Origin of the sequence: Sinimarinibacterium arenosum (assembly GCF_005047655.1) — a bacterium.
In the GTDB taxonomy this organism is placed as follows: domain Bacteria; phylum Pseudomonadota; class Gammaproteobacteria; order Nevskiales; family Nevskiaceae; genus Solimonas.
The window spans coordinates 48,587-66,284 of sequence record NZ_SUKF01000001.1 but is presented as its reverse complement, the minus strand read 5'-3'; the positions used below and the strand labels follow the sequence as shown (position 1 = coordinate 66,284).

General features: G+C 63.2%; 11 protein-coding genes and 1 tRNA gene. 7 read left to right on the top strand and 5 right to left on the bottom strand.

Annotation, left to right across the window (positions count from 1 at the left end; all coding sequences use genetic code 11):
- Positions 1-6 precede the first annotated feature (6 nt).
- Together E4T66_RS00285 and E4T66_RS00280 are read right to left on the bottom strand one after the other, a co-directional pair.
- Complete coding sequence (locus tag E4T66_RS00285) at positions 7-2,067, bottom strand: putative bifunctional diguanylate cyclase/phosphodiesterase (RefSeq protein WP_136846924.1); 2,061 nt, start codon at positions 2,065-2,067, stop codon at positions 7-9.
- A gap of 142 nt (positions 2,068-2,209) precedes the next feature.
- On the bottom strand, positions 2,210-4,609 hold the full coding sequence (locus tag E4T66_RS00280; protein ID WP_136846923.1) for a hypothetical protein: 2,400 nt from the start codon (positions 4,607-4,609) through the stop codon (positions 2,210-2,212).
- 211 nt (positions 4,610-4,820) lie between these two features.
- Here E4T66_RS00280 and E4T66_RS00275 point away from each other — a divergent pair.
- From E4T66_RS00275 to E4T66_RS00265, 3 genes are all read left to right on the top strand, one after another.
- Positions 4,821-4,897: transfer RNA gene (locus E4T66_RS00275), tRNA-Ile, on the top strand.
- Between the two features lie 243 nt (positions 4,898-5,140).
- Complete coding sequence (locus E4T66_RS00270) at positions 5,141-6,622, top strand: aldehyde dehydrogenase family protein (protein WP_136846922.1); 1,482 nt, start codon at positions 5,141-5,143, stop codon at positions 6,620-6,622.
- 23 nt (positions 6,623-6,645) lie between these two features.
- Positions 6,646-8,202 (top strand): long-chain-fatty-acid--CoA ligase, encoded by a 1,557-nt coding sequence (locus E4T66_RS00265; RefSeq protein WP_136846921.1) that lies wholly within the window; start codon positions 6,646-6,648, stop codon positions 8,200-8,202.
- Positions 8,203-8,263: 61 nt separating this feature from the next.
- On the opposite strand, the gene E4T66_RS00260 is transcribed toward E4T66_RS00265, so the two are convergent.
- From E4T66_RS00260 to E4T66_RS00250, 3 genes are all read right to left on the bottom strand, one after another.
- Positions 8,264-10,978 carry a LuxR C-terminal-related transcriptional regulator gene (locus E4T66_RS00260; protein WP_136846920.1) on the bottom strand — a complete coding sequence of 905 codons (2,715 nt, stop codon included), beginning with the start codon at positions 10,976-10,978 and terminating at the stop codon, positions 8,264-8,266.
- A gap of 180 nt (positions 10,979-11,158) precedes the next feature.
- Positions 11,159-11,317: a rubredoxin gene (locus E4T66_RS00255; protein WP_136846919.1), complete on the bottom strand. Its 159-nt coding sequence runs from the start codon at positions 11,315-11,317 to the stop codon at positions 11,159-11,161.
- Between the two features lie 25 nt (positions 11,318-11,342).
- Complete coding sequence (locus E4T66_RS00250) at positions 11,343-12,224, bottom strand: fatty acid desaturase (protein WP_211242691.1); 882 nt, start codon at positions 12,222-12,224, stop codon at positions 11,343-11,345.
- A 400-nt stretch (positions 12,225-12,624) separates the two neighbouring features.
- Between E4T66_RS00250 and E4T66_RS00245 the strand changes: the two genes are divergently transcribed.
- Genes E4T66_RS00245 through E4T66_RS00230 form a run of 4 tightly spaced genes read left to right on the top strand, consistent with a single transcriptional unit; the run spans position 12,625 to position 17,691 of the window.
- Entirely contained in the window at positions 12,625-14,616 is a 1,992-nt protein-coding gene (locus E4T66_RS00245; RefSeq protein WP_248679384.1) for a TOL_0244 family TonB-dependent receptor, read from the top strand.
- Positions 14,613-15,149, top strand: coding sequence for a YfiR family protein (locus E4T66_RS00240; protein WP_169577408.1), 537 nt, complete (start codon positions 14,613-14,615; stop codon positions 15,147-15,149). Before E4T66_RS00245 ends, E4T66_RS00240 begins: the two co-directional genes overlap by 4 nt.
- On the top strand, positions 15,149-16,741 hold the full coding sequence (locus E4T66_RS00235; RefSeq protein WP_136846916.1) for an ATP-binding protein: 1,593 nt from the start codon (positions 15,149-15,151) through the stop codon (positions 16,739-16,741). The genes E4T66_RS00240 and E4T66_RS00235 overlap by 1 nt, the downstream gene beginning before the upstream one ends.
- Complete coding sequence (locus tag E4T66_RS00230; RefSeq protein WP_136846915.1) at positions 16,738-17,691, top strand: DUF3369 domain-containing protein; 954 nt, start codon at positions 16,738-16,740, stop codon at positions 17,689-17,691. Before E4T66_RS00235 ends, E4T66_RS00230 begins: the two co-directional genes overlap by 4 nt.
- The last annotated feature ends 7 nt before the right edge of the window (positions 17,692-17,698 follow it).

Below are 17,698 nucleotides of genomic sequence, written 5' to 3'. Positions count from 1 at the left end.
CTGGGTCTATGCCGCGTCGGCGCGCGATTCGTAGCGACGCGCCCAGTCGATGAACTGATCTTCCGGCATCGCCCGGCTGTAGCGAAAGCCTTGCTGAATCGCGCAGCCGAGCTGCTCCAGGCGCTGCGCGTCTTCGTCGTTCTCAATGCCCTCGACCACGATCGACATGCCAAGGCGATGTGCCAGATCGGCCATGCCGCGGATGATTTCCGCGGCACGCGGGTTCTGCGCCGCCGCCCGCGACACCACCGGGTCGATCTTGATGCGGTCGATCGCAAAGCGGTACAGGTGCGTCAGCGACGAGTAGCCGGTCCCGAAATCGTCCAGACACAGGCGGATTCCCATGTCACGCAGGGACTGCAGGATTTCATCCACATCCGATTCGTGGCTGACCAGCGCGGTTTCGGTAATCTCCGCCACCAGCTGATCGGGCGGCAACCCGCTTTCGTACAACGCATCGCGCACGATCGTGAGAATGTGCGGCGTCAGCAGTTTGGCCGACAGATTGAACGACACACTGAGCGTATAGCCACGCTCCGACCACGCCCGCACCGAGCGGCAGGCCTGCGCCAACACGGCGCGCGTCATGTCACGAATGACTTCTGAATTTTCCGCCACCGGGATGAATTCGCCCGGCAGCACCACGCGCCCGTCCGGCTGACGCCAGCGCACCAGCACTTCGGCTGAAACCACCTTGCCACGGCGGATATCGACGATCGGCTGGAAGAACGGCACGAACTGGCCCTCGCGCAGTCCCATGCGGATCTGTTCGGCCAGCGCCAGATGCTTGCGCAGCCGGTGTGTATGCCCGCGCTCGCCAAAGCGCAGCTGTCCGAAGCCCTGCTCGCGTGCCGCCTTGGCCGCTTCGATGCAGACGTTGATGTACTCCTCGGCGTCGCGGGCGTCGTCGGGGTAGATTGCCGCGCCAGCGGACAGCCCCAGCAGAAAACGCTGTTCCTCGACCTCCACCGGCGTCCCGAGTCGCGAGAAGGCCTCGGCGGTCACGCGCTTGAGATCGGCACGGGTCACCGCCTCGGCGATTCCGCGGTCAACCAGCAGTGCCAGCGTTTCCGCATCAAGCCGGAACACCGTCACCGGCAGGGCGTCGAGTACGCGCAGCCGCTCCGATGCGGCCTGCATCACCGCCTCCGCCAGACGAAAGCCGAAACCGCTACGCAGATTGGCGTACGTGTTGACGGTGATCAGAACCAGGCCGTGGCTGCCGTCGATCGGGCGCAGACGCCGCACCTCGCGCAGTTCGGCATCCAGGGCATTGCGATTCGGCAGGCCAGTGCCCGGGTCCAGATAAGCAATGCGCCGGATATGCTCGGCCTGGGCCTGCAGCTTGCGGATCGCCCGCACGATGTCGCCGAATTCATCCTGGGTTTCCTGCAGGCTCTGACTCGGCTTGTGCCCGGTCAGCACCGCATTCAGTCCCCCGGTCACTGCGCTCAGCGGCTTTACCAGACGCCGATACGCCAGGACGCTGACGATCAGCGACAGCATCAACGCTCCCACCACGCTGGCCAGCGCAAAACCCAGCTGCCCACGCAGATGGGTGAATTCCTTCAGCGCTCGCGTCAGTGCTCCGGCGTTGTCCTCTTCCAGCACCGCCGCGAGTTCATACCCGGCCTGGACCTTCAACATCAGCGTAACCGCGGACAACTGCTCGTAACGTGTAGCGTCAGTCTCGTTTTTCAGCAGCTGCCGAATGGTCGCCCCATGCCGGCCGATCAGCTGCCGGATCTGCGCCACGCGCGGCGTGTCCGCGTCCGGCAGGAAGCGCGCCTGTCCGTTCAGCGCCTCGAGCTCACTCAGCAACCGTGTCAGCGCAGGCGCCGGATCATCGCCTTCGAGCATCGCGCGCCGCGCCATCTCGGCCTGCACATGCATGTCGGTCAGCGTGCGATCCATCACCACCGACATCGAGATACGGTTCGCGTGCCCGCGCAAATTCGGTTCAAGGCCGCTGTCCGGGCGCAGCGATGGCATGATCATCCCGCCCGCCACAAGGATGGCAAGATTGACCAGCACAATCACCGCAATGAACTTTGTGCGTACGGACATCGCAGACTCGGTGGCGGCCCGCTCCGATCAGCTACCGGAACGGCCGTTGGTCCATTCTAGACAGGCCCGGAGCTACGCGCACTCCGGCCGCTGCGGAGGCTGGCGCCAGCGCCTGCCTCCGCAACCACGCCACGATCAGGCACTACGGCGTCGGATCGAACTCCCGCGTCGCGCAGGGCTCTGCACCACAGACATTGACGACGCGCCCGCCCGGCTTGAGGAATTCGCTCTTCTGGACTCGCGCATTGACGTCCTTGCGCGGATCACTGTGCGGGTCGCCGCCATAGCCCAGATCCGGCCGGGGCGGTGTGTTGCTGATCGGGGGGGGCGCCACGCCATCCTCGCGTGGTGAGCCGTCAAGATTGGCCGTCGGTCCGCGATCCCACACCACAATGGCCGAGCCGTCGTGCGTCTCGCCCATGCAGTCAATGCCGTAGTAAGGCTCGTCGTCGGGATGACGCCGGTGAATGTTCACGGCCTCAGGCTCGGCTTCGACCTGCGGATGTGCACCGGCCAGCACTTTTTCGCCGCGCTGCGGACTCGACCCGCCGACGACCGCCGGACAGTGAATCTTGGCGCCGATCGTGCGGGCCGCGACCTCGGCCGTCCACATGCTAACCTGATGGTCGCCGAATGCCGGATGCAACAGCACCCGCTTGCTCGGCGTATTCGGTAGCGGATCGTCGGCACGCAAGTGCTGCACATAGCCGTTGGCCTCTGCGCGGTCCCATAGCATCTGGATCATCGACAGCACAAAACTCTGATCCAGCGACGCCGGATATGCCGAGTACATGAAGGCCGCGTAGGTATCGAAATCGACGCTGCGCCGGAGCAGGGTCGAATAGTTCATGCCCGGCACACCGAGCACGCCGGCACGGACGTCCGGGGACAACGCAACCAGTGCGCCGCCCATGATGCCGCCCTGCGAATTGCCGTCGTAATACAGCTGCTGTCGATCGATCACACAGCTGTCCCCGACCCTGAAGGCCGCGTTGGAGCAGAAGCCGTCAGCATGGATCATGGCCCGGCCCAGGAACATGAAGTTCAGAAAGCCCTGCTGTGCCCGATCAGCCAGACTCGGAAAATTCGACATGTCCAGCAGGATCGTCAGTACATTGACCGTGTCACCGCTGGACATGCCGATCCAGTCCACCGAACAGAACACAAAGTTGTGCTCCTGCCCCATGTCCCCGACGTTACCGGCACCGACCTCGTCGCGGCTACCCAGCAGCCCGTGGCCATATAGCGCCGGTCGCGCCGGCACTGCCGCCGTTGCCGTGGCCACGTCAGTGCTGTCGTAGGCCGCACGCGGAATCCGGCAGGTATAGTCCGCCTGCATCGTGCCGCTGATCGGATTGACCTGCGGCAGCGCGTCCGGGTTGCCGCCCAGCACCTCCAGGCCGTAATACAGACGCGAGCCCGCGGCGCCATTCGGCTGATTCAGAAACAGTGGAACCGCGACGCTGCCGGAAACCTCACGCGCGATGTTGGCGTTCTCATCCGGCGTGAAATCCGTCACCGCATCGACGCTGTACGTCGGCGCCGCTGCACCCAGCTGATCAAACGCCACATCCCGCATCTGCAGCGCCCGTGCGCTGTTGTTACGGGTGCTGGCAACCGTGAAATCCCAGGCCAGATTCAGATCGGCACGTTCGATCCCCGCCTTGGACAGCGTCGCAAACAGCGCCTCCATGTGCGCACGCCGGTCGTCGATCGCGGCAATGTCACTGACGTGGTTGTCGCGGAAGATACGGAATGCCGGCGACGCCTCGATCAAGTTGCCGTCCGCATCCTTGAGCCTGCGCAGCGCGACGATATAGCGATGTCCTTCCTGAAAATTCCGCGCCGGACGGATCATCAGTGCCGGACCCGGATCGGGCAGCGGATTGTCCGGCAATCCCAGCGCATTGCAGGTATCGGCCACTGTTGTCAGCAAGGTGCCCAGCGGCGCCGCTCCCACCAGATCGGCCGCCACGGCAACCGGGTCGGGCAGATCGCACAGTGTGGTATGCGTGATGTTGGCATCCAGCTCCGACCAGATCAGCTGGCGCTGCAGGGTATCGGCATCAATCACCACGATCGGCTGGTCCGCGCGATAGCTGTCCGCGATGTCCGTGATCGGCACCGCACCGGTCGTCGCCAAGTCCACACCGGGAATGCGCGCCAGAATCAGCTGCCCTGGAGAGAACCCGTCATTGCGGTTCCACTCGTCCGGAATCAACGGCTTCAACAACACATTGCGCGGCATTGACGCCAGTTGCAGGTTCAGGCGCCGGCCCGTATCCGAAGCGTCGTCTGCCACGGTGAAATGATCGTTCGGCCACGGGAACATGCAGTATTCGGGATTGATCGGATCGCAGCGATCCGCCGTATTCGCGGCGGCGCCGACTTCATCGTCAATCGAGACCTGCGGCTCAGGCACGCCGCCAGAACCCGGACTGCCGCCGCTGCCATCGACCGCCTCACTCCGGCAACCCGCAACACCTACGACCCAGACCAATAGCATTGCCAGGCGCAACGCGCCCCGTGCTTGAACACTCATCTCATCTCTCCTCCAGCGCATCGCATGCTGTCGTGCGCATTCTTTTCATCAGCTGTACCGGCGTGGCCGCCCGGCGCTGAATGGATCGTAGCGCTGCCACATCGCGCACGTCGACCCTGCATTCCAGATCAGGTCGGTCCCGCCTTGGATCAGCGTTGGGCTACAATCCGCGCCTGCTGTCGACATGCGAATGCACGCACCGCAAGACACGGGGCCTATAGCTCAATTGGTTAGAGCAGAAGACTCATAATCTTTTGGTTGCAGGTTCAAGTCCTGCTGGGCCCACCAATAAGCCACAAGCCATTGTTTTCCTGCGTGAATCAGCCGGAAAGCGCTCCGCTGTGAGCGAGCGTTCGACTGAAACTCGGCGCTGCCGCTGACTCTCCTGCGTCGCTGAAGTTATGTGCTCGTCCAGATAGGGGGCCGTCGGCGAACCTCACCGATAAAAGCACGACTTTGGTATGGGGCCTATTTCTGGCAGCCGCAGATACTCGATCTTAGAAGCGCACCCAGCGCCATACAGGAGGAGTCATGAACGCACCCGAACAAGTCAGTCCGTCCTTGCGTCTGCCGGCAGGACTCAATTTCATTGGCGGAGCGTGGGTGGATGATGCTTCCGCCGAACGGATCGAAGTTCGCGATCCGTCCAGCGAGCGCGTTCTCGGCAGTATCCCCCGCAGCACCGCCGCGAGCGTCGATCACGCGGTCCAGGCCGCAACCGCCGCCTTCAACGATCCGGCCTGGGCGGGGTTGCCGCCGCTGGGTCGGGAGGCCTTGCTGCACCGTCTTGCCAACCTGGTGGAACAACACGCGTCCGAGCTGGCCGCAATTGAATCGCTCGACAACGGCAAGCCGATTGCATTTTCCAGCACGCTCGACGTGCCCGTCTGCGTCCAGTGGTTGCGCTACTTCGCAGGCTGGCCATCCAAGCTGTCCGGCCGACAGTTGGCGCCGGCCATGCTGCCGGCCGGAACCACACACGCATACACCTTGCGCGATCCCGTCGGCGTGGTCGGCGCAATCGTGCCGTGGAACTTCCCGCTGGTTCTGGCGATCTGGAAGCTGGCCCCGGCGCTGGCCGCAGGCTGCACAGTCGTGATCAAGCCCGCCGAGCAGACGCCATACTCGCTGCTCAAACTGGCGGAGCTGATCGATGCCGCCGGATTCCCGAAGGGCGTGGTCAACGTCGTGCTCGGCGATGGCAGCACCGGCCAGCACATCGTCGATCATCCTGGCATTGCCAAGATCAGTTTCACCGGGTCGACGCCGGTCGGCAAGCACATCGCCGCCTGCGCCTCGCGCGATCTGAAACGGGTAACGCTCGAACTCGGCGGCAAGTCGCCCACGATCATCCTGCCGGACGCGAACCTGGAATCGGCGATTCCCGGTGCGGCGCAAGCCGTCTTCGTCAACAGCGGACAGATCTGCTTTGCCGGCACGCGCCTTTTCGCGCCGCGCAAGCTGTTCGACCAGGTGCTCGACGGCATCGCCGCCGTCGGCGCCTCGTTCAAGATTGGCGCCGGACTCGAGCCTGACTCGATGCTGGGCCCCGTCGTCAGCCAGCGCCAGCTCGACTCTGTGCTTGGCAAGGTGCAGGCGGGCGTGAATGCCGGCGCCGCAGTGCATTCCGGTGGCGGCCGTGTCGACCGCGAAGGCTATTTCGTGCAACCCACGATTCTCGTCACGTCCGATCGCGAAAATCCGGCATACCGGGAGGAAGTATTCGGCCCGGTCCTGACTGCCACGCCGTATGACGACATTGACGAACTCGCCGCATTTGCCAATGACAGCGACTACGGCCTGGGAGCGCACATCTACACGCGCGATCTGAGCAAGGCACACCAGCTGGCCCGTCGCATCCAGGCCGGCACGGTCTGGATCAACACCCAGCTCGCGCCCGATCCGAATCTGCCCTTTGGCGGCTTCAAGCAGTCCGGCTGGGGTCGCGAGAACAGTGAGGATGTGTTTGCCCACTATCTCGAGACGAAAACCGTCATCGTCAACATCGCGTAGTCCGCACTGGCGCCGGAGCTGAGATGCAATTCACCCAGGGATTACACCGCGCACTTCAACAACGGCCGGATGCCGTTGCGACGGTCTGCAACAACCGGATCCGCACGTTCAGGCAGTTGCACGATCGTGTGGCCCGACTGGCGGGTGGATACACCTCGCTTGGCATCGGGTGCGGGGACCGTGTCTGCATCTTGTCGCTCAACTCCGATCGCTATCTGGAGTCGTACCTGGCACTGGCGTGGATCGGCGCGGTAGTCAATCCGGCGAACTTCCGCTGGAGCGCGCAGGAGATCATCTACTCACTGAACGACTCGCAGTGTGTGGCATTGATCGTCGACGACACGTTCACCCCGATGCTGGACGAAATCCGGCGTGGCGCAGCATCCGTTCGCACCGTGATCCACATCGGGGATCACGGTGCGCCGGCAGACACGGAAAGCCACGAGGCGCTGATCGAAAAAAGCACCCCCATTCCCGATCTCGGCATTGGCGGCGATGCATTGTTTGGAATTTTCTACACCGGGGGCACGACCGGCACGCCCAAGGGCGTCATGCTGACGCACCTGAATATTTGCACCTCGGCACTGGCGCTACTGGCGGAGGGTGCACTGCCGGCAGATGCCGTCGGCCTACATGCAGCGCCGATGTTCCATCTCGCAGACATGATGATGATGACCTGTCTGCTGCTGCGCGGCGGCGTACATGTGATCGTTCCGACATTCCGACCCGAAATCGTGCTGGACCTCGTCGAGCGGCATCAAATCAGCGATCTGCTGCTGGTGCCCGCGATGCTGCAGATGCTGGTCGATTTTCCGGCGACTTCCGAGCGCGATACGCGCAGCATTCGGCGAATCATGTATGGGGCTTCGCCGGCCTCTGAAACACTGCTGCTCCGAACGATGGCGACGATCCCCACCGCCAGCCTGATGCAAGTCTATGGAATGACCGAGACTGCAGCCGTCATGACCGTCCTGCCATTCTCGATGCATCGCGCGGATGGCCAGCACAAGGACAAGCTGCGCGCAGCCGGACGTGCGAGCTTTCATGTGCAGATCCGCGTCGTTGACGCAGAGGATCGCGAATGCCCACGCGGCGAGATCGGTGAAATCGTCGCGCGCGGACCAAACGTCATGCAAGGCTACCTGAACAAACCCGAAGCGACGCAGGCGGCTTTGAAAGGTGGCTGGATGCATACCGGCGACATGGGCTTCATGGACAGCGAGGGCTATGTATTCATCGTCGACCGCCTGAAGGACATGATCATCTCCGGCGGCGAGAACGTGTACAGCGTGGAAGTCGAAAACGCCATCGCAAAACATCCTTCCGTGTCGGCCTGCGCGGTCATCGGCATCCCGGATCCCGACATGGGCGAGCGGGTGCATGCCGCAATCGTGCTCAAGTCGGGTGCCCACGTCACGCAGGACGATCTGTACGCGCACTGCCGCACGCTGATTGCCGGGTACAAGTGTCCCCGCAGCATCGAGATCCTTGAGTCGCTCCCGGTCTCCGGCGCCGGCAAGATCCTCAAAACCGAACTGCGCAAACCCTTCTGGTCGAATCAAATGCGCGCGGTGGCCTGACACCACGCTGGAGAATTCGGAGCGCCGTCGGATGCGCCGGCGGCCTCCCTTCCCAATTGAATCAGCGCGAAAGCAGATTCAGCGCGCGTCCCTTGGCCAGCGCCGCGGCGCGACTCGACACACCGAGCTTGGCGTACAGGTTGTACAAGTGCCATTTCACCGTCGCCACCGACACAGACAAACGATCAGCCAACTGCTGATTCGACAATCCCGCTTCAATCAGCGACAACAGCTCCAGTTCGCGCGGCGTCGGCGTCTCCAGCAACTGTGCCTCCACATCCAGACGCTCCAACTGCTCGAGCAGATGACTGTTGGCGATCGGCAGCATCCGGCAGACTTCCCGAAAGAACGCGCGCTCTTCGTCCAGTGCAAAGCCCCAGCTCTGCGGTTTGGTCTGGTTGACCAACCCCGCAATCAATTCGGTTCGATCACGAAACGGACGGATATATCGGCGCTTGGCCGCACAGGTAATCGCACGGGTCAGATGCCGTGCCGCAGCTGCGTGGTTCTGGCTGCACAGACTGACGGCCATCTCCGCGAGCGCGAGATCGACCAGATGACCCCAACGTCCATCAGTACGCGCAAGCTTGGTCTCCTCCGCGATGCGGGCCTCGGCCTGACGCAGGTGCCCCGTGGCGATATCCAGCTCGATGCGTGTTTGCACGAGGGCAAAGCGCGCCATGGGCACACGTGAGAGCGGCGGCTCGTCATCGGGCCCAGGGCCTGCAATCTTGCTGAACTCAAGCAACGCATCATCGACGCGCCCCAGGCGCACCAGTCTCTGGGTCAGCAGGCACGAAAACACGAACCCCGCCCTGGGTGGGTAGCTGTCAACGATCTCGCGCATCTGCGTGATTGAAACGGCATACCCGAGCGTCGAGGCCCACAGCTTGAGCGCTGCGTCGAGCCCGTGCACAACGGTGTCGACCACGCCGTAGTTCTGCGCCCACCGCATCCCGAGTTCGAGCCACTCACGCGCCTTGGCATCTTCGCCAACTTCGACCGCACATCGCGCGGCGACAAAAGCGACGGTTCCCGTCATGCCGGCACTGTCGCCCAGATCCTGACGTACACGCTCCAGCGTGCGCTCGAGGCGCTCGTAGGCCAGCGCAAAGTCACCTTCCAGAATGGAATTCGCCGCCGACAAGGTGCCCACCCAGCTCTCGCCATAGTCACTCTGGGCTTGTGCAATGCTCTGCTGCGCAATCGCAAAAAACTCGCGCGCTCCCGCGATGTCGAACGCAGCGGTCCGGCTCGTGCCACAGGCGGAGGCAACCGTCGCCACATCGAAAGGATCGTCATTTCCGCGCGAGGCGAGCCAGTGTCGGCCGAGGATTTCAGCTTCCTCCAGGCGATCGACATAGATATCGACGGTGACTCGAATGATCTCCAGGCGCCGCAGCATTTCGGCGCTGCGTGCATCGGCGTGGTTCGCAGCTTCGGTGGCGATCCGCGCCGCCAGCGGCTCAAGCTGCTGACGCGCGAACGCGTATCGGCGATGGAACACCAGCGCCCACACGTACCAGAACTCGGTCTCGCGATGGACGGTGGCTCCTGCAGCGCGCAGCCGCTCCACCCAGGCGATAAAGCGATGCAAATCGCCGCGATCTCTGACGAATCTCGGCGCGACGCGTTCAAGGATGTCTGCTGCGACATCCGGCGCGGGGGCCGCCAGCGCATAGTCGATGGCATCGGACCAATACCCTGCCTGTTCACACCATTCCGCCGCGCGGACCTGCACTTCGTGCAGGCGCTGCGGGGTCAGTGTGCGCTGGGCCTCGGCGACCAGAAATTCCCGGAACAGGCCATGCAGTCGGTACCACGAACGATTGCGGTCCAGTGGAATGACAAACACGTTGTGCCGCAGCAGATAGGTGACGTGATCTACCGCGCTTTCGTCTCCGGTAACCTGCCGGCACAGCGCGACGCAGAAGGTGCGCAGATGCGCCGTTTCCAGCAGGAACCGTCGAATCGTCTCAGGAAAATCGGCCAGGACCTGACGATTGAGCATCTCGGCGAGATCGACATCCGATCCGGAGAATGTCTTCAGCGCTTCGATCGGATCGGTGGATGCACTCAGGACAATCTGCATCAGACGCACCGCCGCCGGCCAGCCCTCGCTCTGCCGCAGCACGGCGTTCACACCGTCATCCCCGAGGCGCTCACACAAGTCGTCGCCGAGCAGGCTGCGGGTCTCGGCCAGATGCAGCGACAGATCGGAGAACGTGATCGTCCGCAGCTGGCCTTGCAGTTTCAGTCGCGCCACGTTCATCGGCGGCTCACGCCCGCCGGCAAAGACCAGGTACAGGGTGTCCGCCGTGCGCAACGCCAGAGCGTCGAGCAGGGTCCGCAAGGTGTCGTCTTCGCAGTAGCTGAGGTTATCGATGAAAAGAACCGTTGGCCCCTTCAACTCGGCGATCGTGTCGAGCAATGCCTCAATCCGCGCCTCCACCGCTTCGTCGCTCTGATGCACAGCGGCAGCGGGATTCAGGGCATCCTGCTCTTCCAGCAGGGCCTGCTCAAGAATGCTGAGCACACGTTCGGTGCTCTGGTCTCTTTCGTCCAGTCCCACCCAGATCGCGCGCCCGCTCCCCGAACGCACATGACGAAACAGCGCGGTCTGCAGAACGGTCTTGCCGTAACCCGTCGGTGCGGTGACGACGATGACTTTCGCCGGCAGCAGCTCGGCCGCCGTCAATGCCGTGAGCGCAGGCGTCTGCACCAATGGAAACGAAAAATTGGGCGGCTCGAACCGCCCACGTTGGACTGCGCACATTGGTCTGGCCGTGACACTCGCTCGCCGAGAGTCTACGTCAGTTCCCGTCTCAACCGCTTCGAGCGCATCAGTGCAGCCATGGTCCGATTTCCGGACCCCGGAGCAGGCCGATTCGACCCAGCGCGAGCGCCGTGATCGCGCCACTGTCACACGTTCGATCAGTCAGAAATCCATGCGCGCTCAGATCTCGAAATAGTCTTCCTTGGTCGCCCCACATTCAGGGCAGATCCAGTCATCAGGCAACTGCGCAAGCGGCGTGCCCGGCTTGATCCCCTGCTCGGGCATGCCCTCAGCCTCGTCGTAGATGTGTGAGCAAAACCGGCATTGCCATTTTTTCATCGAGTCGCCTCCGGCTGGCGTCGGTCTATCGGCTCACGGGGCGCCCGATCGAAAACGTTCGCACGAAGTACGGATTCCGGCTCAGATGTTCATCCAGGCGGGCGTTCCAGATCTTCAGCATCCGATAGAACGGCGCGGTGGGATACAGGTGATGCACCAGGTGATAGTTCTGGTAGGTCATCAGCGGGGTCAGCAGCCATTCCCAGCCGGCGCGGATATTGGACGCCTGGTACTCATCTTCCTGCGAAGTCTTGGAAAAGGGCGCATGCGGCATGCAGATGAACACCGCCACAAACAATGCCGAACTGATCCGGGTCGGCAGCAACCACAGCATCAGCATTTCAAGGCCGTATCCGAAGTACGTGCACACGGCGATCGCGGTCACCACAAGGCAGATCTGCAGCACCAGTCGGCCCATGAACTTCTTCCGCATGGGACCTGCCTGGCGCAGGAAGAACATCGTGTAGAAGTAGTCAAAGCTGATCCATCGCAGCGGCGTCAGGAAGTCGAGCTTGTGCCCGAACCCATCCGGATCCTTGACCGGATCATTGGTGAAGCGGTGATGCTGCATGTGAATCCAGCGCGCCAGATTGAAGGGCGCCAGCGGACCAAAGAAGATCATTCCGATATGCCCGAAGGCATCATTGAGAGCTTTGTTCCGTGAAATCGCTCCATGCGACGCGTCGTGGACGACACTGAACAGGAAATAGGTCGACAGTCCATTCAGGATCGTGCAGGCCCACAGGGGGAGCGCTCCGGTCAGACCCAGATAGCTCACAGTGCCGATCGCCAACATGCACACGACAAACAGGATCGCGGTCGGCCACGCAAGGCGCGGCGTGCGGACAAGCTCCCGAAAATCGGTTTCCGCCTGATTCCTGACAGGCTCTGACAGATAAGTATTCACGTCTTGTTCTCCTCTCGCGTTCAGCGCCCCCGCTACAGCGCATTGCAGCAAGGCTAGGCGCGCGACCCAGCCCCCACCCCAACCGTTGGTATGGCCGGTGCGGCAAAGCGGCGGCGCTGATGCCGCTCATTCCAGCGTGGAGGCATGCGTTGGCGCCGACGTCCCGGCTGCAGCCGGCTCGGCTCAACACCCTCCGCAGGCTCCGTTGTCGGCACCCCATCAGAGCGGTGCCAAGCGAGCGCCTGCAGGCACCGGCACGGACCCCCAATCCCGTCACAGGGCCAGTCGGTGGCATCTGATCGACAAGCGGAGCCCGCCGCGATGATTTATCTAATGTGCTGTGCAGACAGGCTGTTAGAGTGGACATAACGCTTTCCCACCGGAGTGGTCCGTGTTCGACATGCCTCTTGGCCATTGGCCGTCGGCCTTTTCGCGAGGGACGTTCGCGGCCCTCGCGGCGGCCATGATCGCGGCGCCCGGCGTCGCCTCTGCGGACGCGCTTCCGCTGCAGACCGCAGCATCGGGCGACCTGACCCAGCTGTCGCTGGAAGATCTGCTCAACATCGAAGTCACGTCGGTCTCCAAACGCGCCGAACCCCTGTCCGACGCGGCGGCCGCGATCACGGTGCTCACCGGTGAAGAAATCCGTCGTTCCGGTGTCCGCAGCATCGCCGAGGCGCTGCGCATGGTGCCCGGCCTGGATGTCGCCCGGACCAGCGCACAGGGCTATGCGGTCAGCGCACGCGGCTTCAACAGCAGCTCGGCGGACAAGCTGGAAATCCTGCTCGACGGCCGCAGCGTGTATACGCCGCTGTTCTCGGGCGTGTTCTGGGACAGCCTCGACACGTTTCTGCCGGACATTGATCGCATTGAAGTGATTCGCGGACCCGGTGCGGCGCTGTGGGGCGCCAATGCGGTCAACGGCGTGATCAACATCGTCACCCGGTCCTCCGAACAGACGCAGGACACCCGGATCATCGCTTCGGGCGGTCTGGAACAGCGTGGTGCGGTTGGCGTACGCAGCGGCACCCGGCTCGGCGATCAGGCCTGGCTGCGCCTGTACGGCATCGCCAAGGAGATCGATCGCAGCCGTCGCGCCGACAACACCGAAGTCGAGGACGGCGGACGTCACCAGCAGTTCGGCTTTCGCAGCGACTGGAATGTCAGCACGCAGGATCAGTTGACGATTTCCGGCGACTACTATGGCGGCGAGTTTCGCGCCAACGGCGCCGCCAGCGCGGCTGCAGTCGGCCTCGACGTCAACGGCGGCAACCTGGGCGCACACTGGACGCACAGCGGCAGTCACGGCGTGCAGACCTCCGCGCAGATGTATTACGACCACAGCGAACGGCGCCAGCCGACGACCTACGCTGAAACCCGCGACACGCTTAGCCTGGAAATGCAGCAGGGTCGTGCGCTGACGTCGAGCCAGTACCTGCTGTACGGCGCCGGCTTCCGGACCTCGTCCGACCAGACCGGCGCCGCGCCCGACTATGCCGTGGTCTGGGACCCATCAGATCGCACGCTGCGGACCTACAGCGCGTTCATACAGGATCAGATCACGCTGTCACCCACGACGGTGCTGACCCTCGGCAGCAAGTTCGAGCACAACGATTTCACCGGGTTCGAGTATCAACCGAACCTGCGTCTGGGCTGGCACGCCGCTGCGGACGTGTTTGTCTGGAGTTCGCTGGCGCGTGCCGTGCGCACGCCGAATCGTCTCGACTCTGACGTCGCCCTGTATTGCCCACCGCCCGACGGCATTCCGGGTATCTGCGGGCCGGGGCTGATCCGGGTCGGCAATCCCAATCTGGATGCTGAACAGCTGCTAGCGCTGGACGGCGGCCTGCGCTGGACCGTGAGTCAAGCGGTGTCGATGGATCTGGCGCTGTTCGCCAACCGCTACAGCCGACTCAAGAGCACCGAACGCGATACGCCGGTCGGGCGCTACGCCAACCTGCTTGAGGGCAAGAGCTTCGGCGGAGAGCTGAGCCTGAACTGGCAGGTCGCGGAGGACGTCCGCATACAGGCTTCGTATTCCAATCTGAACCTGAATGTTGATCCCTATCACGGCGGCACCGACGCCCAGACTGCGGCGCAATGGGAAGGCACCAGCCCGCAACATCAGGCAGGACTGCGCCTGAGCTGGGACCCGCATCCGGACTGGACCGTGAACAGCTTCCTGCGCTATGTCGGGCAACTCGATGCCTACGACGTTCCTGCGTATACCGAGCTGTCGCTGCGCACCGCATGGCGTCTGCGCCCGAATCTGGAACTGGGGCTGGTCGGCGACAATCTGCTGTCGGACCAGCACGCGGAATTCGGCAACGCACCGAATCGCTCGGAGCTTGAACGCGATCTGATGCTGACGCTCGACTGGACGCTGCCGTGATCGCATACCGCGCTCTCATCGCGACACTGGTTGTCACGATCGCCTGCGCGCTGGCACCGGTGCGTGTGCAGTCGGCGGAGGCGCCGGAGCTCCAGGTCCGTGCGGCGTTCCTGTTCAATCTCGCACGCTTCGTCAACTGGCCGCAGGACAAAGTCCCGGACCCAAGCAGCCCGATCACGATCTGCGTCGCCGGCGAACCCGACTTTGCGTCCACCGTGCGGGACACGATCCAGGGCAAGAGCGTCGGTGCGCATGCACTGACGATGCATATCCCCGCCAGCGCCAGCGAACTCGCGCGCTGCCAGATCGCCTATATCGGCGAGGACACTTCGTTGAAGGAGATGCTGACCGCGGCCAGCGGACACCATGTTCTGACGGTGCATAGTGCGGCAACCGCGCAGCCCGGCGGGGTGGTCCGGCTGTATCTGGACGAACGCCGGATCCGCTTCGAGGTCAACACCGGCGCTGCCAGCCGCGAGCAGCTTCAGCTCAGCTCCAAGCTGCTCAGTCTGGCCCAGTTGGTGAATCTGTAGTGTTCACGCGTAACCGCTTTCTGCGGCAGTTTTCCAATCAGCCGATTCGCAGAAAACTGACCCTGCTGATGGCACTGTCCAGCAGCGTTGGTCTGATTCTGTCCGGCGTTGCCCTGATCAGTTATGCGTGGAACTCGGCACGTAGCACCGCGATCCGCGACGTGCAATCGGTTGCCCAGATCAGCGCGGACAGCACGGCCGCAGCGCTGGTGTTCGGCGACGTCGTGGCGGCGCGGGAGCTGCTGTCCGCACTGCGCTCCAAGCCGGAGGTCGACAGCGCATGCCTTTACACCGAGGACGGCGATGCATCGGCACTGTTCGCGCAGTATCTACAGAACGGCGTCAGCCCCTGCCCGGCAACCGCAGCCAAGGTCGGCATCCATGAGCACCTGCGCGGCCTGAGTCTGGTGCGCGAAGTCGAACAGAACGGCGATCGCATTGGCTGGTTGCAGGTGCAGGTCAATCTGCAGCCGCTGACGCATACGCTGATGGTGCAAGTCGGCATCACCGTCGCGATTCTGGCCGCAAGCTTTGCGGTCAGTCTGGGCATCGCCTGGCTGATGCAGCCGGCGCTGGCAGGCCCCATCCTCGATCTGGCCGGCGTGGCGCGCCGCATTTCGGAATCCGGTGATTACACTCTGCGGGCACGTCGACTGGGCTCGGATGAAGTCGGCCGCCTGGTTGACGACTTCAATTCGATGCTGGATCAGATCGCGATCCGTGACCGCGATATCGAAACCGCGCGTGACGCCCTGAGCCAGCAGGTCAGCGAAAAGACCGCCGCCAACCAGGATCTGCTTGAAGCGCTGGATCGCCTGCAGCAGACACAGGCACAACTGGTGCAGAGCGAACGCCTGGCTTCGCTGGGTGGACTGGTCGCTGGTGTTGCGCACGAAATCAACACACCGGTGGGCGTAGGCGTGACCGCGGCATCGACGCTGCAGGACCGTGCGCGCGATCTTGAGCAGGCGTACAAGACCGATACTCTGCGGCGTTCGGACCTGGAGCGCTTCGTCGAAGTCGCACGCGAATCGTCCAACATCATCCTGCGTAATCTGCAGCGCGCTGCAGATCTGATCCAGAGCTTCAAGCAGGTTGCAGTCGACCAGTCCAGCGGCGAACGTCGCCGCTTTGACCTGCGCAACTACATCGACGAAGTGCTGCTGAGTCTGGCCCCGCGCACCAAGAAAACCGGTCACCGCATCGTGGTCGAGTGCCCGCCGGATCTGGAAGTCGACAGCTATCCAGGCGCACTGGCGCAGGTGCTGACGAACTTCGTCAGCAACTCCTTGCTGCACGCATTTCCCGACGGACACAGTGGCGAACTGCGCATCAGCGCCCAGCGCAGCGGTGACTGGATCGAGTTGCACTACAGCGACAACGGCAGTGGCATCCCGCCACAGGACCTCAAGCGCATCTACGACCCATTCTTCACCACCAAGCGCGGCTCCGGTGGCAGCGGGCTCGGCCTGCATATCGTTTACAACCTGGTTCAGCAGATTCTTGGCGGCACCATCGAGGCCGCAAGTGAGATCGGTGCCGGCACCCGATTCACCGTCCGTTTCCCGGCACATCTGAAGAGCAAGCCATGAGCGAAGCGCCCCTGAAGTTCGCCGAAGAAGTTCCCGCACCGCCACCGGCGGACGACGATGCCTGGACGGTGCTGGTGGTTGACGACGAGGCAGAAATTCACGTTGTCACCGGCCTGGCGCTGGAAGGCATGCGCTTCGCGAATCGCCGGCTTCACTTTCTTCACGCATTCTCGGGTGCCGAAGCCAAGACCATGTTGCGCGAGCATCCGGAGATCGTGCTGGTGCTCCTGGATGTGGTGATGGAATCTGATCAGGCCGGACTCGAGGTGGTCGAGTTCGTGCGCAACGAGCTGAAGAATCCGTTTATACGCATCATCCTGCGCACTGGACAGCCAGGGCAGGCGCCGGAGCTGGAGGTCATCACCCGCTACGACATCAACGACTACCGTCACAAGACCGAGCTGACACGCGAACGGCTATACACGACGGTGTTTACCGCGATGTCGACCTATCGCGATCTGACTGCGCTGGATGCCAACCGCCGGGGTCTGCGCAAAGTCATCGAAAGCACCGCAACGCTGTTCGACGTCGATTCGATGGAGCGCTTTGCCGAAGGCGTGCTGGAGCAGCTGATTGCGCTGCTGTTCCTGCGCCGCGATGCCCTGATGCTGCATGCAACCGGCGTGGCGGCCGAGGACAGCGGCAGCACGCTGGCGGTGATCGCGGGCACCGGCCGCTACGCCGGCTTGTCGGGACAGGATGCGACCAAGGTCCTGCCGGCGCCCGTGTGGCAGCGCATCAAGGCCTCGCGGACCGGGCCGGAAATGGTGTTCGGTCCTGACTATTTCCTGCGTCGGCAAGTGGATTCTGTCTCCGGCGAATGGGTGTTCTATGTGGCGGCGGAGATGCCGCTCGGCGAGCCGGACCGCGAGTTGATCGAATTGTATTGCCGCAACGTGTCTCTGGCCCGACGCCACCTGCTGCTGCGGCAGCAATGCCGCGCGGCGTAAGATCGCC